This is a genomic window from Halofilum ochraceum, assembly GCF_001614315.2.
In the GTDB taxonomy this organism is placed as follows: Bacteria; Pseudomonadota; Gammaproteobacteria; order XJ16; family Halofilaceae; genus Halofilum; species Halofilum ochraceum.
On record NZ_LVEG02000008.1, the window covers coordinates 197,045 to 222,895 of the forward strand.

Annotated in this window: 22 protein-coding genes; 8 read left to right on the forward strand and 14 right to left on the reverse strand. The window is 66.4% G+C overall.

Annotation, left to right across the window (positions count from 1 at the left end):
• Positions 1 to 117 precede the first annotated feature (117 nt).
• From A0W70_RS10425 to A0W70_RS10435, 3 genes are read left to right on the forward strand one after another with little or no spacing between them, the layout of a single operon-like run.
• On the forward strand, positions 118 to 471 hold the full coding sequence (locus tag A0W70_RS10425) for an SET domain-containing protein (RefSeq protein WP_245675859.1): 354 nt from the start codon (positions 118 to 120) through the stop codon (positions 469 to 471).
• Positions 437 to 1,957 carry an NfeD family protein gene (locus A0W70_RS10430; RefSeq protein ID WP_067562411.1) on the forward strand — a complete coding sequence of 507 codons (1,521 nt, stop codon included), beginning with the start codon at positions 437 to 439 and terminating at the stop codon, positions 1,955 to 1,957. Before A0W70_RS10425 ends, A0W70_RS10430 begins: the two co-directional genes overlap by 35 nt.
• Before the next feature lie 58 nt (positions 1,958 to 2,015).
• Entirely contained in the window at positions 2,016 to 2,723 is a 708-nt protein-coding gene (locus A0W70_RS10435; protein WP_425402598.1) for a slipin family protein, read from the forward strand.
• A 239-nt stretch (positions 2,724 to 2,962) separates the two neighbouring features.
• On the opposite strand, the gene aceK is transcribed toward A0W70_RS10435, so the two are convergent.
• The 7 genes from aceK to A0W70_RS10470 all read right to left on the reverse strand — a co-directional run bounded on the left by aceK (position 2,963) and on the right by A0W70_RS10470 (position 9,532).
• Positions 2,963 to 4,696, reverse strand: a complete 1,734-nt coding sequence (aceK, locus tag A0W70_RS10440; RefSeq protein ID WP_067562420.1) for a bifunctional isocitrate dehydrogenase kinase/phosphatase — start codon at positions 4,694 to 4,696, stop codon at positions 2,963 to 2,965.
• A gap of 73 nt (positions 4,697 to 4,769) precedes the next feature.
• The gene (gene icd, locus A0W70_RS10445) at positions 4,770 to 6,068 is read right to left on the reverse strand and encodes an NADP-dependent isocitrate dehydrogenase (protein WP_067562423.1); all 1,299 of its coding nucleotides are present in this window, start codon (positions 6,066 to 6,068) and stop codon (positions 4,770 to 4,772) included.
• 192 nt (positions 6,069 to 6,260) lie between these two features.
• A complete protein-coding gene (gene hflD, locus A0W70_RS10450; RefSeq protein WP_067562426.1) occupies positions 6,261 to 6,881 on the reverse strand; it encodes a high frequency lysogenization protein HflD in 621 nt (206 codons plus the stop codon).
• A gap of 76 nt (positions 6,882 to 6,957) precedes the next feature.
• Complete coding sequence (locus A0W70_RS10455) at positions 6,958 to 7,317, reverse strand: hypothetical protein (protein WP_067562430.1); 360 nt, start codon at positions 7,315 to 7,317, stop codon at positions 6,958 to 6,960.
• A 33-nt stretch (positions 7,318 to 7,350) separates the two neighbouring features.
• Complete coding sequence (mnmA, locus tag A0W70_RS10460; protein WP_075109867.1) at positions 7,351 to 8,487, reverse strand: tRNA 2-thiouridine(34) synthase MnmA; 1,137 nt, start codon at positions 8,485 to 8,487, stop codon at positions 7,351 to 7,353.
• 53 nt (positions 8,488 to 8,540) lie between these two features.
• Positions 8,541 to 9,107, reverse strand: a complete 567-nt coding sequence (locus A0W70_RS10465) for a hypothetical protein (RefSeq protein ID WP_067562433.1) — start codon at positions 9,105 to 9,107, stop codon at positions 8,541 to 8,543.
• Positions 9,104 to 9,532 (reverse strand): NUDIX hydrolase, encoded by a 429-nt coding sequence (locus tag A0W70_RS10470; RefSeq protein ID WP_217495427.1) that lies wholly within the window; start codon positions 9,530 to 9,532, stop codon positions 9,104 to 9,106. Before A0W70_RS10470 ends, A0W70_RS10465 begins: the two co-directional genes overlap by 4 nt.
• Positions 9,533 to 10,053: 521 nt before the next feature.
• Between A0W70_RS10470 and clpS the strand changes: the two genes are divergently transcribed.
• The gene (gene clpS / locus A0W70_RS10475; protein ID WP_067562440.1) at positions 10,054 to 10,371 is read left to right on the forward strand and encodes an ATP-dependent Clp protease adapter ClpS; all 318 of its coding nucleotides are present in this window, start codon (positions 10,054 to 10,056) and stop codon (positions 10,369 to 10,371) included.
• 106 nt (positions 10,372 to 10,477) lie between these two features.
• A complete protein-coding gene (gene clpA / locus A0W70_RS10480; RefSeq protein ID WP_067562443.1) occupies positions 10,478 to 12,748 on the forward strand; it encodes an ATP-dependent Clp protease ATP-binding subunit ClpA in 2,271 nt (756 codons plus the stop codon).
• 1,113 nt (positions 12,749 to 13,861) lie between these two features.
• Here the strand turns inward: clpA and infA are convergent.
• Both infA and ppsA read right to left on the reverse strand, forming a co-directional pair.
• Positions 13,862 to 14,080: a translation initiation factor IF-1 gene (gene infA, locus A0W70_RS10485; RefSeq protein WP_067562447.1), complete on the reverse strand. Its 219-nt coding sequence runs from the start codon at positions 14,078 to 14,080 to the stop codon at positions 13,862 to 13,864.
• 106 nt (positions 14,081 to 14,186) lie between these two features.
• On the reverse strand, positions 14,187 to 16,619 hold the full coding sequence (gene ppsA / locus A0W70_RS10490; RefSeq protein WP_067562451.1) for a phosphoenolpyruvate synthase: 2,433 nt from the start codon (positions 16,617 to 16,619) through the stop codon (positions 14,187 to 14,189).
• A gap of 279 nt (positions 16,620 to 16,898) precedes the next feature.
• Between ppsA and A0W70_RS10495 the strand changes: the two genes are divergently transcribed.
• Positions 16,899 to 17,369: a DUF1249 domain-containing protein gene (locus A0W70_RS10495; RefSeq protein ID WP_067562456.1), complete on the forward strand. Its 471-nt coding sequence runs from the start codon at positions 16,899 to 16,901 to the stop codon at positions 17,367 to 17,369.
• Here the strand turns inward: A0W70_RS10495 and A0W70_RS10500 are convergent.
• The 3 genes from A0W70_RS10500 to A0W70_RS10510 are packed head-to-tail and all read right to left on the reverse strand — an operon-like array spanning position 17,366 to position 21,263.
• Positions 17,366 to 19,312, reverse strand: a complete 1,947-nt coding sequence (locus A0W70_RS10500; RefSeq protein WP_067562460.1) for a transglutaminase TgpA family protein — start codon at positions 19,310 to 19,312, stop codon at positions 17,366 to 17,368. The two genes, A0W70_RS10495 and A0W70_RS10500, sit on opposite strands and share 4 nt — an antisense overlap.
• Positions 19,309 to 20,322: a DUF58 domain-containing protein gene (locus A0W70_RS10505; protein ID WP_067562463.1), complete on the reverse strand. Its 1,014-nt coding sequence runs from the start codon at positions 20,320 to 20,322 to the stop codon at positions 19,309 to 19,311. Before A0W70_RS10505 ends, A0W70_RS10500 begins: the two co-directional genes overlap by 4 nt.
• Positions 20,322 to 21,263: an AAA family ATPase gene (locus A0W70_RS10510; protein ID WP_067562466.1), complete on the reverse strand. Its 942-nt coding sequence runs from the start codon at positions 21,261 to 21,263 to the stop codon at positions 20,322 to 20,324. Before A0W70_RS10510 ends, A0W70_RS10505 begins: the two co-directional genes overlap by 1 nt.
• Before the next feature lie 297 nt (positions 21,264 to 21,560).
• Between A0W70_RS10510 and A0W70_RS10515 the strand changes: the two genes are divergently transcribed.
• Entirely contained in the window at positions 21,561 to 23,132 is a 1,572-nt protein-coding gene (locus tag A0W70_RS10515; protein WP_175443103.1) for a cation:proton antiporter domain-containing protein, read from the forward strand.
• Between the two features lie 126 nt (positions 23,133 to 23,258).
• Positions 23,259 to 24,131, forward strand: a complete 873-nt coding sequence (gene sseA / locus A0W70_RS10520; RefSeq protein WP_217495428.1) for a 3-mercaptopyruvate sulfurtransferase — start codon at positions 23,259 to 23,261, stop codon at positions 24,129 to 24,131.
• A gap of 111 nt (positions 24,132 to 24,242) precedes the next feature.
• On the opposite strand, the gene A0W70_RS10525 is transcribed toward sseA, so the two are convergent.
• Positions 24,243 to 24,788 carry a hypothetical protein gene (locus tag A0W70_RS10525; RefSeq protein ID WP_139150825.1) on the reverse strand — a complete coding sequence of 182 codons (546 nt, stop codon included), beginning with the start codon at positions 24,786 to 24,788 and terminating at the stop codon, positions 24,243 to 24,245.
• Complete coding sequence (locus A0W70_RS10530; RefSeq protein WP_083330937.1) at positions 24,769 to 25,788, reverse strand: DUF3179 domain-containing protein; 1,020 nt, start codon at positions 25,786 to 25,788, stop codon at positions 24,769 to 24,771. Before A0W70_RS10530 ends, A0W70_RS10525 begins: the two co-directional genes overlap by 20 nt.
• Positions 25,789 to 25,851 lie beyond the last annotated feature (63 nt).

A 25,851-nucleotide genomic window follows, 5' to 3' on the forward strand; every position in this document is an offset into this window, starting at 1 on the left:
TCGTGATCCGGTACACTCGGCAGGTGATGAAAGCGGGTTGCCGCAGCGGGATGGCCGTCGTCGGCCCCCGCGCGACGCGCGTGATCCCGCGGTACGGCATGGCGACCGAGAAAGGGTTTGCAATTGAGTGTCTGGCCACCGACCGGCGCGCTGTATCACGCCAACCGGCGCACGAATCGCATGGCCCATGTGCGGCGTTCGCCGATCCATGGGAAGGGACTGTTCGCGACCCTGGAGATCCCGCGCGGCGAGTACATCGGGACCTATCTGGGGCCGGAAGCAAAAAAAAACGGTTCCCATGTCCTCTGGGTGGACGCGGGCGACGAATGGATAGGCAGGCGCGGGCTGAACCGGCTGCGCTACCTGAACCACAGCGCGTCGCCGAACGCCGAATTCGACGGCTTCGATCTGTACGCGCTGCGGCGGATTCGAGCGAATGAAGAGATCACGATCGACTACCACTGGGACTGACCGGATCCGGCGCGGGCTGGCATTCCTGCTGGCGCTGTGCGGGGCCCTGCTGTTCTTCGCGCCCGGAATGGCGCAGGAAGGCGCGTCCGGTAATGGCGCCGATGACACCGAGGGTGCCGCACCCCGCGCGATCCTGTTGACCGTGGACGGGGCCATCGGCCCGGCCACGACGGACTACCTGACCCGCGGGATCGAAACCGCGGAGGAACGCGGCGTCGATCTCCTGATCATCCAGATGGACACGCCGGGCGGCTTGACAGAGGCCACGCGCGATATCGTCAAGGCGATCCGCGGGTCCAAGGTGGCGGTCGCGACATGGGTGGCGCCCGGCGGGGCCCGCGCCGCGAGTGCCGGCACCTATATCCTCTACGCCAGTCACGTCGCCGCCATGGCCCCGACCACGAATGTGGGCGCGGCCACGCCGGTCGCGATCGGCGGCGGTGCGCCACAACCTCCCGCGGAACCTGAGCAGACCCCGGACGAAGAAGGTGGCGACAAGGCGCCCGAGACCGATGACGGCACGGACGCCGGGAAGGAAGACGGCGAGGCACCGGCGGCCGAGGAGTCATCGGAACCGGAAGCGCCGGACAGCGCCAGCAAGCGCAAGGCGCTGAATGATGCCGCGGCGTGGATCCGGGGGCTGGCGCAGGAGACCGGCCGCAACGCGGACTGGGCCGAGCGGGCGGTACGTGAAGCGGTCAGTGCGACCGCGGAGGAGGCCGTCGAGAACAACGTGGCGGATTTCATCGCGGGGGATATCGAGGCGCTGCTCGACGGCGCCGACGGCCGGGAAGTGAAGGTCGCTGGAGAACGGGTCACGCTGAAGACCGCCGGCGCGACCGTCGAGCGCATCGACCCGGATTGGCGCTCGGAACTGCTGGCGATCATCACCAATCCCACGGTCGCCTACCTGCTGATGATGATCGGCATCTATGGCCTGCTGCTGGAGGGCTATAACCCGGGGGCGCTGGTACCGGGAACCGTGGGCGCCATCTGCCTGCTGCTGGCCCTCTATGCCTTCCAGGTACTGCCGGTGAATTATGCCGGGCTGCTGCTGATCCTGCTGGGGATCATCCTGATCGTCAGCGAGGCGCTGGTCCCGAGCTTTGGCGTGCTCGGCTTCGGTGGCATCGTTTCCATGATCGTGGGATCGATCATCCTGATGGATACCGACGTGCCGGGATTCGAGATCGCCGTGGAGGTCATCGGTTCCGTCGCGACCGTCTCGGGCGCGATCATGTTCGCGATCGCCTACATGGCGGTCAAAGCCTGGAGACGCCCGGTGGTCAGCGGCGCGGAAGAGATCGCGCAGGCGACGGGGGAGGTCATTTCAACGGTAGACGCCACCAGTGGGTGGGTCTACATGCTCGGGGAGCGCTGGCAGGCACGCAGCGATCACCCGATTCCACCCGGCACGCCGGTTCGGGTCATTGAACGCGAAGGCCTTGTGGTTCGCGTCGAACCGATCGAATCGGACAGGGAGTAATACCATGCTGATCTATCTTGGTGTAGGCATCGCTCTGATCGCGGCCCTGATCCTGAGCATGTTCCATATCCTGCGGGAGTACGAGCGGGGCGTGATTTTCCTGCTCGGCCGTTTCCAGCGGGTCAAGGGCCCCGGGCTGATCATCGTGATCCCGTTCATCCAGCAGATCGAGAAAGTCGACCTGCGCGTGATCACCATGGATGTCCCGTCGCAGGACGTGATCTCGCAGGACAACGTCTCGGTGAAGGTCAACGCGGTCGTGTATTTCCGCGTGGTGGATCCGCAGAAGTCCGTGATCAACGTCGAGCATTTCTACAACGCGACCAGCCAGCTCGCCCAGACGACCCTGCGGTCCGTGCTCGGCAAGCACGACCTCGATGAGATGCTCTCGGAGCGCGATAAGCTGAACGCCGACATCCAGGAGATCCTGGACAAGGCGACCGATCAGTGGGGCGTCAAGGTTGCGAACGTGGAGATCAAGCACGTCGATATCGACGAAAGCATGATCCGTGCGATCGCGCAGCAGGCGGAAGCGGAACGCGCCCGGCGGGCGAAGGTCATCCATGCCGAGGGCGAGTTGCAGGCAGCGGAGAACCTCGTCCAGGCCGCCAAACAGCTGGGTCAGGACCCGAGAGCGATCCAGTTGCGCTACCTGCAGACCCTGCAGGGCATCGCCCAGGACAACGCCAAGACCATCGTCTTCCCGATGCCGATGGATCTCATGAACATGGTGACCAATGTCATGAACGGCAAAGACGACGCCTGATCAGGGTCCGCCTCGCGGGGATCAGGGGCGTATGGTCTTTCCCGGACGCTGGCATGTGGTCACGCAGAGCCGCGGAGCACGCAGAGGACAGAAGGAAAGCGTGACGCTTTGAGGAGAAGGCGGCGCCCACGATCTCTTATTCACCGTAATTGGGGACACGGTCTTCTGTGGGCCCTTTGCGCGCTCCGCGGCTCTGCGTGAGAAAATTACAGGCTCAGGGGCCCTGAAGTGCCACTGACTTACAGCGGGATCGGCGTCCTCGAGACGCTCTGGCGCACATAGGGCACGATCTCGGCGATCTCGCCGTCCTGCCGGCGGCGCTTCACGTCGCGCCAATAGTCCGCGGTGAACAGGTCACCGTGCGCTTCCATGAAGGCCTCGCGCAGCGTGCGGGGCAGCGACAGGAAGCGGATGAATTCCTCCGGGAAGATGTCGTTCGGGCCAACGTACTGCATCGTGCCCGGATCCTGCAGGGAGAAGTCGTCCTCGTCCGGCTCCGGCAGTTCGCGGAACGAGCAGTCGGTTACCAGCGAGACCTCGTCATAGTCGTAGAACACGACCCGCCCGCTGCTGGTGACGCCGAAGTTCTTCAGCAGCAGGTCGCCGGCGAAGATGTTGGTCTCCGCCAGATCCTTGATGCAGCGGCCGTAATCGAGAATCGCGCGTTCGGCTTCTTCGCCATCGACTTCGCGGATGTGGAGGTTCAGCGGTCGTACGCGGCGCTCGACGTAGACGCGGTGGAACATGAGCTGGTCGCCGTCATGACCGACGGTGCGCCCGCATTCGCGCATCAATTCATCGTACAGTTCCGGCGAAAACCGCTCGCGCGGCAGTTCAAGGTTGCGGAAGTGCTGGGTGTCGATGAGCCGCCCGGCGTGGTCGTGGCGGGCGACGAGCTGATAACGGCCGTCGACGTGGGCGTGGGTGGTCTTCTTCGGCGGCCGGAAGACGTCGCGCATGACCTTGAAGACGAGATTGAACGAGGGCAGCGTGAACACGATCATCACGAGCCCCGCATCGCCGGCCGCATGGATGAAACTGTCCTGGGTGTGGTCGAGGTGTTCGACCAGTGCCCGGTAGCGCTCGGTCTTGCCCTGGCGCAGGCGGCCCAGAACGGTATACAGCTCGTCGATGGGTTTGGTCGGCAACAGCGAGTGCAGGAACTGCACCGCTGCGACCACGGAGGTCGGGTCGGCGAAGTAGTACGAGCGCGTGTACGAGAATACGACCCCGATCTGCTCCTCGTGCAGCAGGGTGGCATCCACGCGGATGCCGTCGTCCGCGTTGCGCAGCGCCACCACGATCGGCTGGCTGCGGTCGGCCATGCGGATGCGGCCAACGAGGTAAGCGCGCGTACCCTGGAAGAAGTGGGTGTCGATGAACTCCAGCCGCAGGCAGCGCGTGTCGATGCCCGGATCGTCGAAGTGGTCGCGGATGGCCCGGGCCATCACGCCCGCGCCGCCCGCGCGATCGGCGAAGGGCACCCGCACCTGGAAGTCCCTTAGCACCGCCGCGCAGGTCGCCTCCAGTTCGTTCCAGCAGGGATAGCGCCGCATGGTCAGGGAGGTGATGCCTTCCTCGGGCGGCGGGCGGACGAACTCCACCTGGGGATCAACGCCGAGCGTGCCGAAGATGCGCCGGGTGATCGAGTTGAAGAAGGTCTTCATGAAGCCGGCGTCGGGCATCGCCTCGACGCGCAGCCCGAAACAGGCACGGATATCCGGCCACAGGTCGTGGTCGGTGACGTGGTCCCCGAGAGAGGCGCGCAGGGTGCGTTCGGTACGGTTGGCCCAGCGTTCGTAGAGCTCGACGCGGGCGGCGATGTCCTCGAACTGGCCCTTCCAGTCGCGTTCCTCGAAACGCCGCCGCGCGCGGTCGGTGATGCGGCGGAACTGCAGGTTGTAGCGCTCGAAGCCGTCGTGGATGCGCCGCGCGGCCTCGGCGACGAGTGCGTCGCGGTTCCCTTCGTTCACGGCATCCGGCTCCGGCGGAGAGGCGGGCCGGCGCCCCGCGGGGACTCCCGTTCGGGGCGCCGGCGACGCGGGGCTACTGCTGCATGCGTTTGACGATCGCCTCGCCGAACTGCGAGCAGCTCACCTTGGTCGCGCCATCCATCAGCCGCGCGAAGTCGTAGGTGACGTTCTTGCTGGCGATGGCCGCGTCCATGCCGGTCAGCACGAGATCGGCGGCCTCGTCCCATTTGAGGTGGCGCAGCATCATCTCGGCGGACAGGACCAGCGAGCCCGGATTCACCATGTCCTTGCCGGCGTACTTCGGCGCGGTGCCGTGGGTCGCCTCGAACACGGCGTGGCCGGTGTCGTGGTTGATGTTGCCGCCGGGTGCGATGCCGATGCCGCCGACCTGGGCGGCGAGGGCATCGGAGAGGTAGTCGCCGTTCAGGTTCATGGTGGCGATGACGTCGAAATCATCCGGGCGCGTGAGCACCTGCTGCAGCGCGATGTCGGCGATGGCGTCCTTGACCAGGATGCGGCCGTTGGCGACCGCCTCGTCCTGTTCTTTGTTGGCGGCCTCCTGGCCCTTGTCGGCGACCGTGCGCTCCCACTCACTCCAGGTGTAGGTCTCGTTGGCGAACTCCCGCTCGGCCAGTTCGTACGCCCAGCTGCGGAATGCGCCCTCGGTGTACTTCATGATGTTGCCCTTGTGCACGATCGTGACCGATTTGCGGCCGTTTGCGATCGCGTAGCGGATGGCCGCGCGGACCAGCCGCTCCGTGCCTTCGCGCGAGATGGGCTTGATGCCGAGACCGCACTCATCCGGGAAGCGGATGTTGGCGTAGGCGGACGGGAAGTGCTCGTGCAGGAGCTGCTTGAACTGCTCGTTCTCCTTCGAACCGGCCTCGAACTCGATGCCCGCGTAGATGTCCTCCGTGTTCTCGCGGAAGATCACCATGTCGACGTTTTCCGGGTGCTTGACCGGGGAGGGGACGCCCGTGAACCAGCGCACCGGGCGCAGGCAGACGTACAGGTCGAGGACCTGGCGCAGGGCCACATTGAGCGAGCGGATGCCGCCGCCGACCGGCGTGGTCATGGGGCCCTTGATCGAGATCAGGTACTCGCGGATGGCATCGACGGTCTCATCGGGCAGCCACGCGCCGACCTCGTTGTTCGCCTTCTCGCCGGCCAGCACTTCCATCCAGTGGATCTTCCGCTTGCCGCCGTAGGCCTTTTCCACGGCAGCGTCGACGATACGCTGCATTACCGGCGTGATGTCCACGCCGATCCCGTCGCCCTCGATATAGGTGACGATCGGATTGTCCGGGACGTTCAGGACGCCGTTATCGAGAGTGATCTTCGCGCCGTCCGCGGGTACCTGGATGTCGGTCATGTCGAGCGTGCCTCCGGGGATAGAGTGACCGGTAATACGGTATGTGTGCATGCGCGCCGGCATCCGGCGCGTGGATTTGGCCGCGCGCCGCGCGGGCGGGAACAGCGCGCACGGCGGGGCGAGGGCCGTAGACTAGCACAGGCCCCTTTATGTCGCAGTGCCGGGCGAAGGGTGCGCCCGCGTGGGCGGCGTTCAGTCACGATCGAGCGCTTCGGCGGCGCGGATCAGGCTCTGGCGGCCCAGTATCAGCCGCAGGCGCGACCCGCCGGACTGGCGCCACAACACGGTGGAGCGCATACCGGCCAGCAGGAGGGCGCGGACGCGATTGGCGTTGGTCGGGTTGGTCAGGGTGGCGGGATCGCCCTGGACCATGATCTGCGGGCGCAGGGTGCTGATGGTCTCGGCGTAGAGATCGGCCAGGCGGCCGATCAGGTTCTCGTGCGTGACGCCGAAGTGGTCGAGCTGCGTGCGCGCCTGCTCGATACCCTCGCGGAGCCTGCCCATCAGGTCGTCGCGTTTGACGAGCTTGCGCTCCAGATGCATCAGCGTCGCGGCATAACGGGTCACTTCCATATCGCGGTCCGCTGTGCCGCCGCCGAGCTGGCTGCGGAGCACCGTAAGCATCGCATGCCGGCTCGCGGCGTCGCCGTAGACCGCCGCGACACTGTCCGGTTCGAGTTCGAACACGGGGCGCATGGCGATGGCCAGCTGCTCCTGATCGACGCGCTCCTGGCGGGCGACCTGCCGTACGAGCCAGGTCGCGTGCATGATCCCCGCGAGGGCCAGGGTCTGGTCGAGGCGTTTCTGCTTCATCAGGGCACTGCCACGAAAATCGGAGGCGCGAGTGTATGCGTCCAGGCGCCGCTTGTCTCGGGCATGCCGGAGACGATCATTCGCGGGCCAGGCGTTCGACCAGCAAAGCCAGGCCGCCGCCCAGAATGGCCATGATCGGCAGAAATACGAGGACCATGAACCAGCCGGCCGCGTGCCCGCCGCCGAGTGCGATGGTGAGCCCCGCCATGAGCCAGATCACCAGAAGGGTGAGTGTCATCTGCAGTGGCCGTTTCGAGGGGGCGAGGTATCCGCCCACCGCGAATCCGATCGTGCCGAAAACGGCGCGGAAGGCGTCAACGAACAAGGGGTCGGCGGCATCGCTCGCGTACGGTGCCTGGCCCACCCATCCGCCGAGGACGATGAACAGCATCACGATCACGGCATCGCGCAGTACGCGGATCGGCAACGGCAGCATGGGGGTCTCCGAAAAGGGCAGTGTAGCGGGGCGTCAGGCCGGGACGCCGGCATCCGCCGTCAGGGCGCGGCGGATGATCGCACCGCCGAGGCAGTGATCGCCATCGTAGAACACCACCGACTGCCCGGGCGTGATCGCCCGTACCGGGCGGTCGAACGTGACGCGCAGCCCGTCGCCGGCGGTCTCCAGTTCGCAGGGAACGGGCCGCTGCCGGTACCGAACCTGGGCGCTGCAGCGCAGGGTGTCGCCGGGCGGCGTCGCGAGCCAGTGCGGGACCTCCGTCTCGAGCGCGTCGGCGTGCAGCCACGGATGGTCATGGCCCTGGCCGACCATCAAGGTGTTGCGCGGGATGTCTTTCGCCAGCACGTACCAGGGCCGCCCGTCGGTCCCGTGCCCGCCGCCGATGCCGAGGCCCTGGCGCTGGCCGATGGTGTAGTACATCAGTCCGTTGTGCTCGCCGACGATCCGTCCTTCCGGCGTCTCCATCGGACCGGGCTGTGCAGGCAGATAGTTCGCCAGGAACTCGCTGAAACGGCGCTCGCCGATAAAGCAGATGCCGGTGCTGTCCGGCCGGTCGTGGTTCGGGAGCCCGGCCGCTCGGGCGCGCTCGCGGACCCGGTCCTTGGCGTACTCGCCCAGCGGGAACAGGGTGCGCGCGAGCGCCTCGGGGTCGATCCCGTGCAGGAAGTAGCTCTGGTCCTTGTTCGGATCGAGGCCGCGCAGCAGCCGCCAGCCACCGGCGCCGTCAGTGGCCACGCGGGCGTAGTGCCCGGTCGCGATGGCGTCGCCGCCGAGGCCGAGGGCGTGTTCCAGGAACGCGCGGAACTTGATCTCGCTGTTGCACAGGATATCGGGATTGGGCGTGCGCCCGGCCTCGTACTCGGCGAGGAAATGTTCGAACACCCGGTGCCAGTACTCGGCGGTGAATTCCACCTTGTGCAGCTTGATGCCCAGATGCGCGCAGACGTCCTCGGCGGCCGCGAGGTCGTGGTCCTGCGGGCAATAGCCCGGATCGTCCGGATCGTCCCAGTTCTTCATGAACAGACCCTCGACGGCGTAGCCGCGCTCGAGCAGATCGAGCGCCGCCACGGCGGAGTCGACGCCACCGGAGATGCCGACGATGATTCGGGATGCGGGCATGCTGTGGACCAGGTGCACAATCAGCCGCATATGATAGCGCGGACCGCCGCGGGGATCGAAGGCGCGCGCCGTGGATGCGGCCGTCAGGCGTCGGGATTGGGCGGCGGTTCGTCGCCGTCGAGCCAAGCCTCAAGCCGCTGTACGTACGGCCGCAGGCCGTTGTCGAGGTGCCAGCTGTCGATCGCCCAGCGGCTGCCATCGGTCCGGTCGACGAGCACCGCGGTCCAGTGCTGATCGAACAGCCAGGGGGCGCGTTTGCGGCGCTCACCCACGTCATGCCAGTGGAGGAGTCCATGCTCGGCCAACACGTGCAGGTAGCCGGTCGTGTTGCGGGACTCGTCGATGCAGTCCATTTGCCCGGGCTGACCCGAGCCGGCGAGGTTGCCGTGGAGGTCGGCGTCGGTGCCGGTACGCGCGCCGAGCGCGGCCTCGAAGCGTGCGATCGCGGTGGCCACCCGGGCGCGCTCGGTCCTCGGGTTCGGTGGCGGCGCCTGCAGCAGCTCACGGACGTCCGCCCACGCGTCGGCGGGTACCAGTAGGCGCTCGCTGCGATCGCAGCCGTAATCCCAGCAGACATTGACCAGCGGGGGCGGTGGGGCGCTCGCCGGCCCGGACAGCCACGCGGCGAGCAGTAGCGCCGACGGCGTCACTCGAAATCCCGGAGGAGCTCCAGCGAATAACTGCAGCCGCGCAGGTGGTCGTCGATGCAACCCATGACCAGCGGACTGCGAAGGCTTTCCCGGCGATCGACCAGTTCATCGTAACTGAGCCAGTGCGGCGCGATGATGGGCTCGTCGAGTGTGCGGCCCGGTTCGCTGCCGTTGAGATGGCCGCCAAACGCCACGCGCAGGTGGGTCTCCTCGTTGCGCGGGTTGACCCAGCGGTAGAGGCCGATCACGTGTTCGGGGACGAAGTGGGCGCCGGCCTCCTCCAGCACCTCGCGCACGACCGCATCCGCCAGGCGCTCGCCCGGTTCGAGATGGCCGGCGGGCTGGTTGAACACCCGTTTGCCTTCGGCCATCTCCTCGACAACCAGAAAGCGGCCGTCGGTCTCGATTACGGCCGCGACGGTCATGTGGGGTGTCCAGACGCTCGGGTACATCGGGGCGGCTGCCGGTAGGCCTGCCGGGACTCTAGCACGGGCCCGGCCGGGTCGGGTATTCGCCCGCCGACGGGCCGGTCCCCGAGGCGCGGAACCGGCTGGCGCATGGCTTCGACACCGGCCTGGGCAGTACAATCGGGTCAAGTCCATGCGGGGGGCGGTCTTCCCATAAGCTTCGGGCGTACAGCCAGGCGGAACTCGCGGATGGCTGGAACCGGTCTTGCATCCGGTGCGAATATCAGGGGGACGGGCGCCGCATTCGAGGCGACCCGCGGAACCGCGCCGGAAGCCGACGGTCAAGACAGAGAGAGGGCCCGGATCGATGATCGTGGCCGGGCGCCGGTTCGGCGTGCGGACCATCGTTCGGCGGGCATCTTGAAAAACGCCGCATCCGGCCTAAATTCAACATGACCGGGGGCCGTGATGCGGAGTGGTGGTAAGCGGCCGGCGAGTGGTAATGGTGAGGCCGGCGCGACAGCGGTAGAATCGAAGTCATGAGCGAGAACGATCCGCGTCACGATGACGATGTCGCCGTCGAGTCGGCGAAACCGAAACTCAAGCGGCCGCCGCTGTACAAAGTGGTGCTGCTGAACGACGACTACACGCCGATGGAGTTCGTCGTTCATGTGCTGGAATATTTTTTCCGCATGGACCGCGAACAGGCGACACAGGTCATGCTGCACGTCCATACTCGTGGAAAAGGCGTATGTGGCGTGTTCAGCCCCGACGTCGCGGAAACGAAAGTCAATCAGGTTAATCGGTACGCGCGCGAGCATCAGCATCCGTTGCTGTGCTCGATGGAAGAGGCCTGACACGGAGGCGGTCCGGGAGCCATGAGCGCGTAGCGCGCGAATCACGCCGGGTCCCGTGATCCGGGATTTCCGGAACCGTCTCCACGCCGAATGGCCGGAGTAGATCATGCTGAGCAAAGAGCTCGAATTCACGCTCAACACCGCTTTCAAGGAAGCGCGTGAGCGGCGTTACGAATTCATGACGGTCGAGCACCTGCTGCTCGCCCTGCTCGATAACCCGACGGCCACATCGGTATTGCGCGCCTGCGGTGCGGATATCGAGAAGCTGCGGCGGGATCTCGAACAGTTCGTCGAGGAGAATACACCGCTCCTCGACGGTGACGACGCGCGCGAGACCCAGCCGACCCTCGGATTCCAGCGGGTGCTGCAGCGGGCCGTGTTCCATGTCCAGTCGGCTGGCAGCAAGGAAGTCACCGGCGCGAACGTCCTGGTCGCCATCTTCGGCGAGCAGGAATCGCACGCCGTGTACCTGCTGTCCGAGCAGAACGTTTCGCGTCTGGACGTGGTCAACTACATCTCGCACGGCATCTCGAAGGTGTCGGGCGAGGAAAACGAGGACAGCGAGCAGGAACAGGAGCAGAGCGACAGCGTCACCGATTCGGGCGACAGCGAACGCCAGCCGCTCGAGAATTTCGCGACCAACCTCAATCAGAAGGCGCTGGCGGGTAATATCGATCCGCTGATCGGCCGCGACAACGAAGTCGAGCGGACCATCCAGATCCTCTGCCGGCGGCGCAAGAACAACCCGCTGCTGGTCGGTGAGGCCGGTGTCGGCAAGACCGCGATCGCCGAGGGTCTGGCGAAGAAGGTCGTCGACGGCCAGGTGCCGGACGTGCTGTCTGATGCCGTCATCTACTCGCTCGATATGGGTGCACTGGTCGCCGGCACGAAATACCGCGGCGATTTCGAGAAGCGCCTCAAGGGGATCCTCGCGCAGCTCAAGAAGGAGCAGCACGCGGTCCTGTTCATCGACGAGATCCACACGATCATCGGTGCCGGTGCGGCCTCGGGCGGCGTGATGGACGCGTCGAACCTGATCAAGCCGATGCTCGCCTCGGGCGAACTCAAGTGCATCGGTTCGACCACGTATCAGGAATACCGCGGCATCTTCGAGAAGGATCGGGCACTGGCCCGCCGTTTCCAGAAGATCGACGTCAACGAGCCGACCGTCGAAGAGACGATCACGATCCTCAAGGGGCTCAAGAGCCGCTTCGAGGAATTCCACCAGGTGCGTTTCACCAATGGTGCCCTGCGCTCGGCCGCGGAACTGTCGGGACGGTATATCAATGACCGCTTCCTGCCGGACAAGGCCATCGACGTGATCGACGAGGCCGGCGCGAACCGCCGCCTGCAGCCGGAGAGCAAGCGCAAGAAGACCATCAACGTCAACGACGTCGAGAACGTGATCTCGCGCATGGCGCGGATCCCCGCGCGCAACGTCTCGCGCACGGACCTCGGTGTCCTGAAGACGCTCGAGCGCGATCTCAAGATGATGGTGTTCGGGCAGGACGAGGCCATCTCGACGCTGGCGTCGGCGATCAAGATGACGCGCTCCGGTCTCGGCCACCAGGATCGGCCGATCGGCAGCTTCCTGTTCGCCGGCCCGACCGGCGTCGGCAAGACCGAAGTGACGCGCCAACTGGCCCAGCTGCTCGGGATCGAGCTCCTGCGCTTCGACATGTCGGAGTACATGGAGCGTCACACCGTGTCACGCCTGATCGGCGCGCCGCCGGGCTATGTCGGCTTCGATCAGGGCGGGTTGCTCACGGATGCCGTCATCCAGAACCCGCACGCGGTGCTGTTGCTGGACGAGGTCGAGAAGGCGCATCCGGACGTCTATAACCTGCTGCTGCAGGTCATGGACCACGGCACGCTGACCGACAACAACGGCCGCAAGGCGGACTTCCGCAACGTCGTGATCGTGATGACCACGAACGCGGGCGCCGAGGCGCTGTCGCGGCGGAGTATCGGTTTCAACACGGCCGACAACACCAAGGACGTGATGGGGGTGCTCAACCACACCTTCACGCCGGAGTTCCGCAATCGCCTCGACGCGATCATCCAGTTCCAGTCGCTGGACGAGCGGACGATCGCCAACGTCGTCGACAAGTTCATCATCGAACTCGAGACCCAGCTCGAAGAGAAACGGGTGTCGCTGCAGGTCGACGATGCGGCACGGGCCTGGCTTGCCCGCAACGGATACGATCGGGTGATGGGCGCACGGCCCATGGCCCGGGTGATCCAGGAGCACGTCAAGAAGCCGTTGGCGGACGAGCTCCTGTTCGGTCGCCTGACCAAGGGTGGTCGGGTGAACGTCACCGTGGGCGAGGACGATGGCCTCGCGATCGAGGTGGAGACGCCGGAAGCGGTTCCGTAACCGGGGCACCACCTGTTGTGCACGATCACGCCCTGTCGGCCATCAGGTCGGCGGGGCGTTTTTTTGTCCGATGTAGCTGTGATACCGCTGAGTGCCCGGTGGTGTAGGTCGGACTTCCAGTCCGACATGATGGGGTGTCGGTGCTGGACGCGGTTCCTTCTGCTCTCCTCGTTCCCGGGGTGTGTTTTTTTCTGATTGGATATGTGGGTTGGGTTTCGCCGGCTGTCGCCGGCGAGCATCTTTCTTTTGCGTGAAAAGAAAGAAGCCAAAGAAAGCACGCCCTGGCTGGCGCGCCCCGCTGCGGTCTGCGGGGAATCATGATCGGTGGATCGAAGCCGGTAGTGCCGTGCGTCCTGGTAATGCGTTCGCGTATTCGGGCGCAGACCGCAGCGGGGTGCCCTGTGCTTCTCGGGGCCGCCGGGGCGCGCAGACGGCACGTCCGTGTGCCGACTGCGCGCCCCGGCGGCCCCTGCGATGCTCGGCGCGCCAGACGGGATGGAAACCCGCAGCGCCGAATTCCGTGCAGGAAGGTCCGGCCCACGAGGGTTTTGACGTCTCGTCCCCATCGACGCCGCCGAGCACGGGCGTGGGCGGCGGATCAGCCCGGCGCCCCAGCGCCGGGTGGCCGCATGGATGCGGCCATGCGGGCGTCAGGCCATGGATGGCCTGTCGCCCGTACCCGTCGCCCACGCCCGCGCGCAGGGGACCCCGCCGGCGTTTTCCGTCGGGAGCCTTCAGACCGGGCCATCGTCGATGCGGCGATCAGGCGCACAGCGCGTGATCGCTCCCCGAAAACGGTGGTGGGGCGGCGTCGCCCGGGGCACGCTTTCTTTGGTTCCTTTCTTTTCGTGCAAAAGAAAGGAACTCGCCGGCGAAAGCCGGCGAAACCCAACCCACGGATCCAATCAGAAAACGACCCAACGAGACCGCAAGAGCCAACAGGAAAGTGGTGTCCATACAGACACCCCGGCGGCATCGGACCGGAAGTCCGACCTACGGCCAGGCACGGCCAGGAACAGAGTGGCCCTATGCCCGGCCAGGCGACCGCGGCAAACCGTTCAGATGGATACAGGCCCGGGCGGGGCCCGGGAACCGTCCGGCCGGACGGCGCCCTCAGCGCGAGCGGTAGGTGATCCGCCCCTTGGAGAGGTCGTAGGGCGTGAGCTGGACCGTGACGCGGTCGCCGGTCAGGATCCGGATATAGTGCTTACGCATCTTGCCCGAGATATGGGCGGTCACGACGTGGCCGTTGTCCAGTTCGACCCGGAACATCGTGTTCGGCAGGGTGTCGATCACCGTGCCGTCCATCTCGATATGATCTTCTTTCGCCATCAGTGCTCCACGGCTGGCGCAGTACGGGCCCGCCGGCGGAACCGGCGGGCAGGGCGGGCCATTATCGATAAATCCTGTGTAATCGCAAGGGATACGTCGCGCGCGATTACTTCTGCGGCGCTGCCTGCTCGGGGGGCGCAGTGCGACCGGCTGCACTTTCCACCTCGGCGGTAATTTTCTTCATCCGCAGCAGGCTGTCCGGGTTGAGCGAGATCGAGCCGATCCCGTGTTCGACCAGGAAGCGCGTGATCTCCGGGAAATCCGAGGGCGCCTGACCGCAGATCCCGACATATTTGCCCTGGCGGTTGCAGGCCTTGATCGCCATTTCCATCAGGTCCAGGACCGCCGGGTCGCGTTCGTCGCCCTCGGTCACGGCGGCCGAGTCGCGGTCGACGCCGAGGGTGAGCTGGGTCAGATCGTTGGAACCGATCGAGAATCCGTCGAAGTGCTCGAGGAAGTCATCGGCACGCAGGGCGTTGGTCGGGATCTCGCACATCAGATAGACCTCCAGCCCGTTCACGCCGCGTTCCAGGCCGTTCTCCGCCAGCAGCTGGATGACGCGCTCGCCCTCGGCGGGCGTCCGGACGAAGGGCACCATCAGCTTCATGTTCTCGAAGCCCATGGTCTCGCGAACCTTGCGCAGGGCCTGGCATTCGAGCGCGAAGGCCTCCGCGAACTCCGGCGAGAAGTAGCGCGAGGCGCCACGGAACCCGAGCATCGGGTTCTCCTCGTGCGGCTCGTACGGGGCACCGCCGATCAGGGAGGCGTATTCATTGGACTTGAAATCGGACAACCGCACGACGACCGGGCGGGGATAGAAGGCGCCGGCGATCGTGCCCACGCCCTCGGCGATGCGGTCGATGTAGAACTGGCGCGGATTCTCATAGCCGGAAATGGACTGATCGATCTCCCGCTGCGTGCCGCCGTCGAGCGAGTCGTATTCAAGCAGGGCGCGCGGGTGGATCCCGATCGAGTTGTTGATGATGAACTCGAGACGGGCCAGACCGACGCCATCGGACGGCATGAAGGAGGCCTCGAAGGCACGCTCCGGGTTGCCGAGGTTGAGCATGAGCTTCGTTTCGGTCGGCGCGAGGTCCGAGGCATCGAGGCGTTCGCTGTGGAACGGGAGGATCCCGTCGTAGACGTAGCCGAGGTCGCCCTCGGCGCAGGAGACGGTCAGGTCCAGATCGTCATCCAGCACCTCGGTCGCGTTGCCGCAGCCGACGATGGCCGGTATGCCGAGTTCGCGCGCGATGATAGCCGCGTGACAGGTGCGCCCGCCACGGTTCGTGACAATGGCCGCCGCCCGTTTCATCACGGGTTCCCAGTCCGGGTCCGTGATATCGGTGATCAGTACCTCGCCTTCCTTGAGGTCGTGCATGTGCGTGGCTTCCAGGATCACGCGCGAACGCCCGGCCGCGATGCGCCGGCCAACACTCTTGCCCTGCGTGAGCACCTCGCCGGTCTCGTCGAGCCGGAAGGTCTCCTGGAACTGGACGTTGTCAACGCGCGACTGGACCGTCTCCGGGCGGGCCTGGACGATGAACAACTGACCGTTCTCGCCGTCCTTGGCCCACTCGATGTCCATGGGCGTGGAGTGGCCATTACGCCTGGAGTAATGTTTTTCGATGGTGGTGGCGTAGCGGGCGAGGGTGAGGACGTCCTCTTCCTCGATCGAGAACTCGCGGCGCTCGGACGGCTTGACCTCGACGTTGCGCGTGGAATTGCCGCGCACGTTCTCGGCCGTGTAGATCATCTTGAGTTCTTTCGTGCCGATATGGCGCTGCAGGATCGGTGCGAAGCCCTGCTCGAGCTTCGACTTGTGCACGTAGAACTCGTCCGGATTCACGGTCCCCTGGACCACGTTCTCGCCCAGCCCGTAGGCCGAAGTCACGAACACGACATCGCGGAAGCCGCTCTCGGTGTCGAGGGTGAAGATCACGCCCGACGAGGAGATGTCGGAGCGCACCATCTTCTGCACGGTGATCGACAGCGCGACGTCCATGTGATCGAAGCCATGGTGGGCCCGGTAGGCGATCGCGCGATCGGTAAACAGCGACGAGAACACCCACTTGCAGGTCGTCGAGAGGTTACGCGTGCCGCGGATATTGAGGTAGCTCTCCTGCTGGCCGGCGAACGAGGCGTCGGGCAGGTCCTCCGCCGTGGCCGAACTGCGCACCGCGACGTCGGGATTGTGGCCGTATTCCTCGCCGAGTTCCCGGTAGGCGGCGAAGATCTCATCGCGCAGATCCGTCGGCATGTCGCCATGGACGATGCCCGCGCGGATGATGCCGCCGACATCCGACAGGCGATGCGTGTCGTTGAGATCGAGATCGCTCAGCAGGCGCTTGATCTCATCGAACAGTCCGTTGTGTTCGATGTAATAACGGAAGGCGTCGGCGGTGATCGCGAAGCCGTTGGGGACCAGCACGTCGAGGTCGCGGAGTTCGCGATACATCTCGCCGAGCGAGGCGTTTTTGCCGCCGACAATGGCGACGTCGTCGTAGGAAATCTCGGAGAAGCGCTTAATGTATTGCATCGCGATCAGACGGGTTCCGTGTCGGGGCGCGCCCGCGCGGGCGCGCGTGTAAAAGCGGTGGCGGAGATTAACACGTCCGCGCGGCGGATGTCCTCTGCGCGACGCCGGTCTCCGGATTCTTGCCTGCAGGCGACGCTGTCGCAGGGTCGGGCGCGGCCCGCACGGGCCCGATGGCGTTTCGTGACCCGTACTCAAGCGTAGTCGAGCCGGGCGCTTCCAGCCCGTGATCCGCAGCGTGTATCCTGCTGCTGGTTACCCCAACGAGATACCCTGTAGCCGATGCAGCAGTCCCGTGCACAGCAGCGCGCCCTCTCCACCGCCAGCCGGCGCAACTTCCCCGGCCTGATGGCACTGTATGAAGAGAACTATATGCGCCTGCGGCGCCTCGTCCCGCGGGTCGACGCCATCGACGGGAGCGCCGTATCGCGCGTAAGCGGGTGTGTCGATCTGCATGTGACCATCATCGAACGCGCGCGCTATACCACGACACTGCGTCTGACCTACGCGTTTACCGACGGGGACGAGGTCCGCTATGAGCCGGATCTCCGCATTCGGGTCCAGCACGACGCGCGCACGGCGGAGGCGATGGAAGTGCACATGGGGCGTGGCCGCTACCACTTCGATGCCCGGCGCACGCTCGAGCGCTGCTGGGAACGCAACCGTTTTCTGCACAAATGGCTTGGCTACTGTCTCCACCGTGGCCACCGCTTCCCGGGGCGCTCGAGCGCGCTGGCGGCCTCCGTCGACTAACGCTTGCGTGGCGGCCGCCGGCGTGGCCGGAATGCCTTCACCGCCTCACGCAGCTCCCGGAACGCCGAATCGTGCGGAGCCGGCCGGTAACGCAGCCGGACGTAGGCCGAGACGATGCGGGAGAAGGCCGGCGCGACATCGGGGCGTGTCCGGCGCACGCGTGTTGCCAGGTCGATCGGCCCTTCCGCCGGATGGGGCCGCACGCCCACGCGCGGGAGCCGGCGCCGGGCCCGTCGCCAAAGCCGTTCCACCGGATCGCGCGGGCCCACCGGTCGCAGCGCCAGCAGCCACACGGCTGCGATCAACAGACCCACCGCTGCCAGCATCACGAGCCCCAGCGCCCAGCGGCCGAGGGCGTCCATGCCGAGCCGTTCGAGGAGCTGTTTCTGCAGCGTGGGGCCGTAGCCGAGCACGAATCGGTTCCAGCCATGATTCACGGAATCCCACAGCAGGGCGATCTCGCGCAGTACCCCGCTGTCCCGGCGCGAGAGCAGATCGAGCGAACCGGCGCCTTCGAGGCTGCCGATGCCCGCATCGAGTCGCGTGGTCGACACGGCGCCGGTCGGGTCCACCCGCGTCCAGCCCCGCTCGGGCAGCCAGACCTCCGTCCAGGCGTGCGCATCGGATTGGCGCACGATCATGTAGTCGTCGTTGATCTCGCCGCCCTGATAGCCGGTCACGACCCGTGCGGGGATCTCCGCCGCCCGCATCAGTACCGTGAAGGCGCTGGCGAAGTGTTCGCAGAATCCGGTCCGTGTCTCGAACAGCAGGGTGTCGACCGGTGTGTCGCCCAGGGGGTCCGGCGACAGCGTGTAGACGAAATCCTCATCGCGCAGGAACGCGAGGGCCCGGTCGACAACCCCCTGCGGGCCGTCCGCCTCGGCGCGCCAGCGCGCGGCCAGTTCGCGCGCCCGGGGCGCGCTCCCCGACGGCAGATCGAGCGCGCGCTCGCGGCGGGCCCGGGGCAGTTCCCGCTCGATGCGGTACTCCAGGGCGGAGCGCATTTCATAACGCTGGACCGAATCGACCCGATCATCCGTCACCAGGTTGTACCCGGTGCGGCGTTTCACGTCGCCGTCGGCGGCCACCGGGATATCCAGACCGAACAGCCACTTGCGCCCGTGCGGTTCGAGGATCAGCGTGTAGGTCCGTTCCCGCGCGGTCGCGGTCGGCGCCTCGAGGCCGCGGTGGCGCGATTCGCCCTCGGTCCATGCGCGCCCGTCGTACGACCAGAAGACCGGCCCGCGCCAGTAGCGCTCCGCCGGGGCGGGCGGTTCGTCCTCGAAATTGACCCGGAAGGCCACTTCGGAGGACTCGGTCAGGCGCGTGATGTCGCCGGGCGACATCCGGTCATCGAGTCCCGTGCGGGCGGTTTGCTCGTCCCCCAGTCCCCAGATCGGTCCCGGCAGGCGCGGAAACAGCAGGAAGAGGACAAGCATCACGGGGACCGCCTGCAGCAACAGGGTCCCGGACAGGCGCAGGCGCGCCCGCACCGGCGGGCCATCCGGTTCTGCCACGAAGGTGAGCGCCACCGTGGTCGCCAGCACGGCCGCGAGTACCAGCACGGCGATACCGATGGCCTCGCTGTTGAGGAATACCGAGATCGCGAGGAAATACGCGAGGCACAGGAGGATGCCGAGATCGCGCCGGTTGCGGCTCTCCAGGAATTTCAGCGCGACCATGGCGCAGAAGAAGGCGCCACCCGCGGTCGGCCCGGCGATCGTACGGAAGCGGAACAGCACGGCTGCGAAGACCACGACGACCAGTCCGATCAGGAGCCAGCGGCCCGGTGGGCGCGCAAGCGCCAGGCGCAGCGCGATCGCGCCCGGTACCAGCGTGAGCACCCAGAACGGGAGCTGCCCCACGTGCGGCAGTGTCGCCGCCACCAGGGCCACGGCGGCGGCATGGAGCTGTGCCGTGTCGATCCCGGTGGTGCGGCTCATGCGGTCGCGTCCTCACCGATCCCCAGCAGGGCGAGGGCCTCCAGGCAGCGCGCACGGTGGGCCGGGCCGGTGCCCGGGTCGATCCGTTGGTCCGGGAGCGCGAGACCATAGCGCAGACCCGCCCGCTCCGCCCGGACCACCCAGAAGCACAGCTGCTCGAGGCGTTCCTCGGGTTGCAGAGGGGCGGTGTCGTCCCAGTCAAACCGGTAGTCGCCGGCGGGCGCGGATTCGAACGCCTTGACCAGCAGGTCGTCGGTGCGCGCGAAAGCGGTCCAGGAGATCCGCCGGGGCGAGTCGCCGGGCTGATAGGCCCGCAGGCCAGCGAAATCCTCTTCGGCGCCCGCGCTCGGGCGATCGATCCCGGTGGACGCGGGTCGCTCCGGCGGCGGCAGGCCGTGATCGAGGCAGGCCGGGTAGACGATCCCGCCCACATCCGGCCATACCCACGACCATACGCGCAGCAGGCCGAACGGCCACTCCGTGCACACACGAAGTCGCGGTGGACGGAAACGCCCCCGCGGACGGGGCGGGAAACGGAACTCGGCATCCGCGGGGGCTTCCGGTGCGGGCGCCGTGACCGGCGCCCGGCCGTCACCACCCTCCAGGGCGATCCCCCAGCGCTGCGGTGCGTCGGCACGCAGGCGCACCGGCAGGCGGGGTCGCTCGCCCGCGAACGCGGCCGGCGGCGGCGAGAAAGTCAGTTCGAGCCCCTCGAGGTTGCGGTACGTATGGATCATCGCCAGCGCACCGCTACCCGCCAGCAGGAACGTCACGGCGAAACCGAGACTGGCGCCATAGTTGAGCGCACCGAGCAGCAGCAGGGCCAGGGTCGCCGCGAAGGTATAGCCGAGTGGGGTCGGCAGGATGAAAAGCCGTCGACGGTGCAGGCGGATGCGCGCGGACTCGCGCGGAACGCGCCGATCGAGCCAGCGCTCAGCGATGGCCGAACGCAGGCGCCGCAACGGGGTCATCCCCGGTACGGCGCCGATCCCGGGGAGGCCGAGCCGCATCAGGGTAGCGGTACTTCGGCCTGGAGCCGTTCCCCCGGCGCCCCCTGGTCACCGCTGTCGATCGACTGCAGGCGGTGATTCACCACCGGGCCAAGCACGGCCTGGACGTCTTCCGGCAGCACATAGTCCCGCTCGGCGAGAAGGGCCCAGCCGCGGGCGGCGGCGATCAGGGACAGGCCGGCACGCGGGGAGAGTCCGGCCACGAATCGATCGCCATCGCGGGACGCCGCCAGCAGCGCCTGCACATAGTCGAGGATGGCGGGCGCGACGTGGATGCGCTCTGCCCTGGCCTGGAGTTCGCGCAGGCGTGCGGGGTCCAGGACCGCCTCCATATCCCGGATCAGGTGACGGCGGTCAGTGCCGCTCAAAAGTTCACGCTCAGCGTCCGTGTCGGGGAAACCGAGCGACAGGCACATCAGGAAGCGGTCGAGCTGCGATTCCGGCAGCGGATAGGTTCCCGCCTGCTCGCGCGGATTCTGTGTGGCGATCACGAAAAACGGGTCGGGCAGGGCGCGCGTCTGCCCCTCGATGGTCACCTGCTCCTCTTCCATGGCTTCCAGCAGCGCGCTCTGGGTCTTCGGGGGCGCGCGGTTGATCTCATCGGCGAGCACGAGTTCCGCGAACACCGGGCCGGGATGAAACCGGAACGTCGCGCTGTCGCGCTCGAAGACCGAGGCGCCGAGCACGTCCGCGGGCAGCAGATCGCTGGTGAACTGGATGCGTCGGTACTGGAGGTGGAGTACGTGCGCCAGCGCATGGGCCAGCGTCGTCTTGCCGACCCCGGGCACGTCCTCGAGCAGGAGATGCCCGCGTGCCAGCAGGCAGCTGAGCGCCAGCCGGATCACATGACGCTTGCCGAGTACCACGGTCGCGGTCCGGTCCAGCACCTCATGCAGACGGTCCGCGTTCGCCGTAACGCCGGTCTCCGGGGTAGCATGCATCTGTCGCACTCCAGGGTTGCGGACCGGCATCGTGGCCGGGATCGACGCTGTCGGTCCGGGCGGATTACACCACGCTCCGGGGGCTCGGGAAACCGCCCGGGCTCGCGAAGCAGGGGCGCGTCCGCGCACTGCGGACCGTTTCGACCGACGTGGCCAGCGGGATGCCGGTACCCATTGGGGGGCTTCGAATCCCCGTGTATCGATCGGGCCGGGTCCGGTAAGCTCTATCGCTTCGCGCGCACCATTGAATCCTCCACCTGCCGCCTGATGGCACAGGGACGGTAAAAGGCGCCCATCATGTTCGAAGTCTTCGTACTGACCTTCGCGTTCTTCTTCGGTCTGGCCGTCAAACAGATTGGATTGCCGCCGCTGGTCGGTTTTCTGGTCGCCGGTTTTGGCCTGAATGCGCTCGGCGGACAAATCGGCCTGCCGCACGACAGCGGTGAAATCCTCGATCACGTCGCGCATCTGGGCGTCCTGCTGCTGCTGTTCACCGTCGGTCTGAAACTGAAACTCCGCCAGCTGGTACAGCCGCAGGTGATCGGCGGATCGGTGCTGCACTTCGCGATTACCGTCGCCATCTTCGCGCCGGGTATCCATTTCCTCATGGATGCAACCTGGAACACGGCGTTGCTGGTGGCGGTCGCGCTGGCGTTTTCCAGCACGGTGCTGGCGGCCAAGACGCTTGAGACCAAGCGCGAGATCGGCGCGTTTCACGGTCGCGTCGCGATCGGCATCCTGATTCTTCAGGACGTGATCGCACTCATCGTGATCGCCATTCAGGGCGGCTCGACGCCGTCGATCTGGGCACTGTGGATCCTCGCGCTGCCGCTCCTGCGGCCGCTGATGCACTGGCTGCTGGACCTGAGCGGTCATGACGAGCTCATGGTCCTCATGGGCATGCTGCTGGCGGTCGTGATCGGCGGCATGGGCTTCGAGGTGGTGGGTATCAGCCCGGAGATCGGTGCGCTGCTGATGGGCGTGATGCTGTCGAATCATCCGCGCGCGGCGGAGATGTCGGAATCGCTCTGGAGTCTCAAGGAAGTGTTCCTCGTCGGGTTTTTCCTGCAGATCGGCATGCAGGGACTGCCGTCCGTCAACGACCTCGTGTTCGCGCTGGTGTTCGCCCTGATCCTGCCGGTCAAGGGGGTCCTGTTCTTCTTCCTGCTGATCCTGTTCCGCCTCCGCGCGCGCAACGCCTTCCTTGCCGGACTGAGCCTCACCGCCTACAGCGAGTTCGGCCTGATCGTGTCCGCATCCGTGCTGCCGGAATGGCTGGTACCGCTGGCGATCACGGTGGCGCTTTCGTTCATCGTCGCGGCGCCGCTGAACCGGCTGGCACATCCGCTGTTCGAGCGCTTCGAGGATTTCCTGCAGCGATTCGAGTCGCCGCATCTGCACCCCGATGAGGAACCGACCGCTTTCGGCGACGCGAGGATCGTGATCATGGGCATGGGGCGCACCGGCGCCTCGGCTTATGACGCGCTCAGCCGCCGCGGGGCCAGCGTGATCGGTCTGGACTCGGATCCGTACAAGGTGGAGACCCATATCGCCGCAGGCCGCAACGTGGCCTACACGGATGCCGAGGATGCGAACTTCTGGCACGGCATCGATCTCTCGGGGATCCAGGCGGTCGTGCTCTCGATGGATGCGCTGGAATCGAAATTGATCGCGGCACGCCAGCTGCGTGCCCACGGCTTCGCCGGTACCGTGGTGGCCCACGCGCTGCATGAGGATGAGGTCAATGCCGTGATCGCGGCGGGCGCTTCGGAGACGTATCTGACCATGTATGAAGCGGGCGTCGGCCTGGCCGAGCACACCTGGAAGGCGCTCGACGCGCCCGACGTATCGCCGGCAGTGCAGGAATGAACGCCTTGATAGCCTGTTGGATTGCGTAGGTCGGGTTGTAACCCGACATATCAGTGGCTCGCGCGTGTCGGGTTACAACCCGACCTACGGATTTCCGCGAGCATCAGCGAGTCCCGGAGCGGCGGCATGATGGAACGAGACGACCACGAATCTTTGGTCGATGCCGAGTGGCTAGAGCGTCATCTCCGAGACGATGACCTATGCGTCGTCGATGCGAGCTGGCATCTGCCGAATACCGGCCGCGATGCCGGCCGCGAGTATCTCGCCGCCCATATCCCCGGGGCCGTGTTCTTCGATATCGATCGCGTCGCCGATACCGATTCGCAACTGCCGCACATGCTTCCCGATGCCGGCCATTTCGCCCGTGAAGTCGGCCGCCTCGGGATCGACAACGACACGCGGGTGATCGTATACGACAGCGCCGGGCTGTTTTCCGCCGCCCGCGTGTGGTGGATGTTCCGCGCGTTCGGGCACGCGCGCGTGGCGATTCTCGATGGCGGCCTGCCGGCCTGGCAGCGGCAGGGGCTGCCTCTGGAAGCGGGCCCGGTCGAACGGCCGCCGGCCGAATTCACTGCGCGGCCCGAACCGGCGGCGGTCTGGACGCGGGCTGATGTCCAGCGCAACCTGGATACCGGTTCGGCGGCCGTGATCGATGCGCGGCCGCCGGGGCGTTTCGCCGGCACCGATCCCGAGCCACGCCCGGGTCTGCCGTCCGGCCATATTCCCGGTTCCCGTAATATTCCATTCAATACCGTGACTGATTCCGACACCGGATGCGTCCTGGCGCCCGCCGAGCTGCGCGAACGGTTCGCCGATCTGGACGATCGCCCGGTAGTGTGTTCCTGCGGGACGGGCGTAACGGCATGCGTGCTTGCATTCGCATTGCATCGGCTTGGCCGCGATGACGTTGCCGTGTACGACGGTTCCTGGACCGAATGGGCCGCGCGGGAAGGAGCACCCATCGAGACCGGCCCCGGTAAACACAGTCCCTCGGGCTGATCCCCCGATCCGCTCGCGGCGAATCGTCCGCCTGTAGGTCGGGCTTCCAGCCCGACAGATCAACGCCTCGGGACTATCCACCCGGTGCGCCCGCCGCAGAATTCCCGATACTCAACCCGTGCCCGAATTGGCCCGGAACCACGGCGGCGCCCCCTGGCGCCGCTGCCACCAGCGACTCGCCCCCAGCAGCACCAGCGACAGCGGAACCAGCCATGCGAACAGGGCCGCGAAGGCACCCAGCCCCGGTATGCCGAGTAACAACAGCAGGCTCGGCGCGCAGCATGCACCGCCCGCGGCGAGCGCCGGCACGGCCGCCAGCACGCCGCCACCGCGGCCGGCGAGTCCGCATACCGCGGGCCGTTTCCACAGCATCCACCCGCCGTCGATATTCAGCGCGAGCAATACGCCGAGGGTGGCGGCGATCAGTATGTTCAGCGGGCTGATCAGCCACACGATGTGGTCCGCCTGCAGCATGGCGATGGCCTCGAACTGGAACACGACCCGCTGATCGAGCCAGAGCCCGGGATCCCCCAGCGTCACCGACCAGACCGGCCGCGTCGCCGTGGAGAGATCGCCGAGCGCATAGAGATAGCCGAGCGCGTAGACGAGCCCCACCGCGGCGGCCGTGATTCTGACGTCAGGTCTCACCCGTGGCATCGTCGATCACCGCGGTATCGGGGTAGAACGCCGCCCAGGCGAACCACATCGCCCGGAAGGCGTTCACCGGCTCCATTTCATTGCGGCCGTCGAAACGCGGCCCTTCCGGACCGAAGTCGATGGCACCGGGATCGATCGCGGCATCGCCGCGATAGACCCAGCCCGTATCGAGGCCGGGATCGTGGATGATGACGTAGCGCGTACCGTCGATCCGACGTTCGATGACGCCCGCGTCCCGGAGCGTTCCGAGATCCACGGCGACCGCATGATCGCGGCCCCGGAAACCGAGGACTTCCTGCTTGGGCGGATAGCGGTCACTGTCGTTCATTACGGGGAACATGCGGCTTGAATCCGGCGCGTAATAGCCGTTGACGGGGTTGTAGTTCCCATAGGGGTCCTGCTGGTAGTTCCGCATGATGCCCGTATCCGTCGACAGCACCCGCGTATCCGGGTAGCGCTCCTTCCAGCGCCCCCATTCGGTGAACACGGTCCGGAATTCCCGGAGCCCCTCGCCGGCCAGTGGCCCGGAGATGCCCGCGGCCAGGATCTGCGGCCAACGGCTTTCGGTCTCGCGGTCGTACATCACGAGGTTGCTGTTCAGCAGCTTGCCCGACACCCCGAACTCCACGCCGTTGCGATGGAAGCCGAGTCCGGTACCGGTCAACGGGCAATACGTGACGCTCACCGGATCGCCGGCCACGGTATCGTTCACGATCTCGTGCCAGACCAGGATCCGCTGCGGGTAGGCGCGCGCCTCGCCGTTGATATAGATACCGATGACCCGGTCATTGTCATCGAGGAACGCGTCGGCGGCCTCGGCATCCTGGAACACCGGGTCATCGATCGAGGGAATCCCGTCCTTGGAGGCGCCGGTGCGGATATTGTCCCGGTACTCGGACAATGGTGCGTTCATGAGTTTCGCTTGATCGGTTGGTGGCTCGGCGATGGCTCCTGATGTTCCGACCATGAGCAATGCCGCCAGCAGTCGCGTGTATCGCATGTTGACCTCCTGAGAGATTGCCTGCGCCTGAACGCTCTGACCGGAGCGTGGCGCAAAAGTGCC

Excerpts from the sequence above, each read along its gene's own strand:
- A0W70_RS10430 (WP_067562411.1), top strand. The coding sequence starts at position 437 with ATGAAGAGATCACGATCGACTACCACTGGGACTGACCGGATCCGGCGC.
- A0W70_RS10435 (WP_425402598.1), top strand. The coding sequence starts at position 2,016 with ATGTTCCATATCCTGCGGGAGTACGAGCGGGGCGTGATTTTCCTGCTC.
- icd (WP_067562423.1), bottom strand. The coding sequence starts at position 6,068 with ATGACCGACATCCAGGTACCCGCGGACGGCGCGAAGATCACTCTCGAT.
- hflD (WP_067562426.1), bottom strand. The coding sequence starts at position 6,881 with ATGAAGCAGAAACGCCTCGACCAGACCCTGGCCCTCGCGGGGATCATG.
- A0W70_RS10455 (WP_067562430.1), bottom strand. The coding sequence starts at position 7,317 with ATGCTGCCGTTGCCGATCCGCGTACTGCGCGATGCCGTGATCGTGATG.
- mnmA (WP_075109867.1), bottom strand. The coding sequence starts at position 8,487 with ATGCGGCTGATTGTGCACCTGGTCCACAGCATGCCCGCATCCCGAATC.
- A0W70_RS10470 (WP_217495427.1), bottom strand. The coding sequence starts at position 9,532 with ATGACCGTCGCGGCCGTAATCGAGACCGACGGCCGCTTTCTGGTTGTC.
- clpS (WP_067562440.1), top strand. The coding sequence starts at position 10,054 with ATGAGCGAGAACGATCCGCGTCACGATGACGATGTCGCCGTCGAGTCG.
- clpA (WP_067562443.1), top strand. The coding sequence starts at position 10,478 with ATGCTGAGCAAAGAGCTCGAATTCACGCTCAACACCGCTTTCAAGGAA.
- infA (WP_067562447.1), bottom strand. The coding sequence starts at position 14,080 with ATGGCGAAAGAAGATCATATCGAGATGGACGGCACGGTGATCGACACC.
- ppsA (WP_067562451.1), bottom strand. The coding sequence starts at position 16,619 with ATGCAATACATTAAGCGCTTCTCCGAGATTTCCTACGACGACGTCGCC.
- A0W70_RS10495 (WP_067562456.1), top strand. The coding sequence starts at position 16,899 with ATGCAGCAGTCCCGTGCACAGCAGCGCGCCCTCTCCACCGCCAGCCGG.
- A0W70_RS10500 (WP_067562460.1), bottom strand. The coding sequence starts at position 19,312 with ATGAGCCGCACCACCGGGATCGACACGGCACAGCTCCATGCCGCCGCC.
- A0W70_RS10505 (WP_067562463.1), bottom strand. The coding sequence starts at position 20,322 with ATGCGGCTCGGCCTCCCCGGGATCGGCGCCGTACCGGGGATGACCCCG.
- A0W70_RS10510 (WP_067562466.1), bottom strand. The coding sequence starts at position 21,263 with ATGCATGCTACCCCGGAGACCGGCGTTACGGCGAACGCGGACCGTCTG.
- A0W70_RS10515 (WP_175443103.1), top strand. The coding sequence starts at position 21,561 with ATGTTCGAAGTCTTCGTACTGACCTTCGCGTTCTTCTTCGGTCTGGCC.
- sseA (WP_217495428.1), top strand. The coding sequence starts at position 23,259 with ATGATGGAACGAGACGACCACGAATCTTTGGTCGATGCCGAGTGGCTA.
- A0W70_RS10525 (WP_139150825.1), bottom strand. The coding sequence starts at position 24,788 with ATGCCACGGGTGAGACCTGACGTCAGAATCACGGCCGCCGCGGTGGGG.
- A0W70_RS10530 (WP_083330937.1), bottom strand. The coding sequence starts at position 25,788 with ATGCGATACACGCGACTGCTGGCGGCATTGCTCATGGTCGGAACATCA.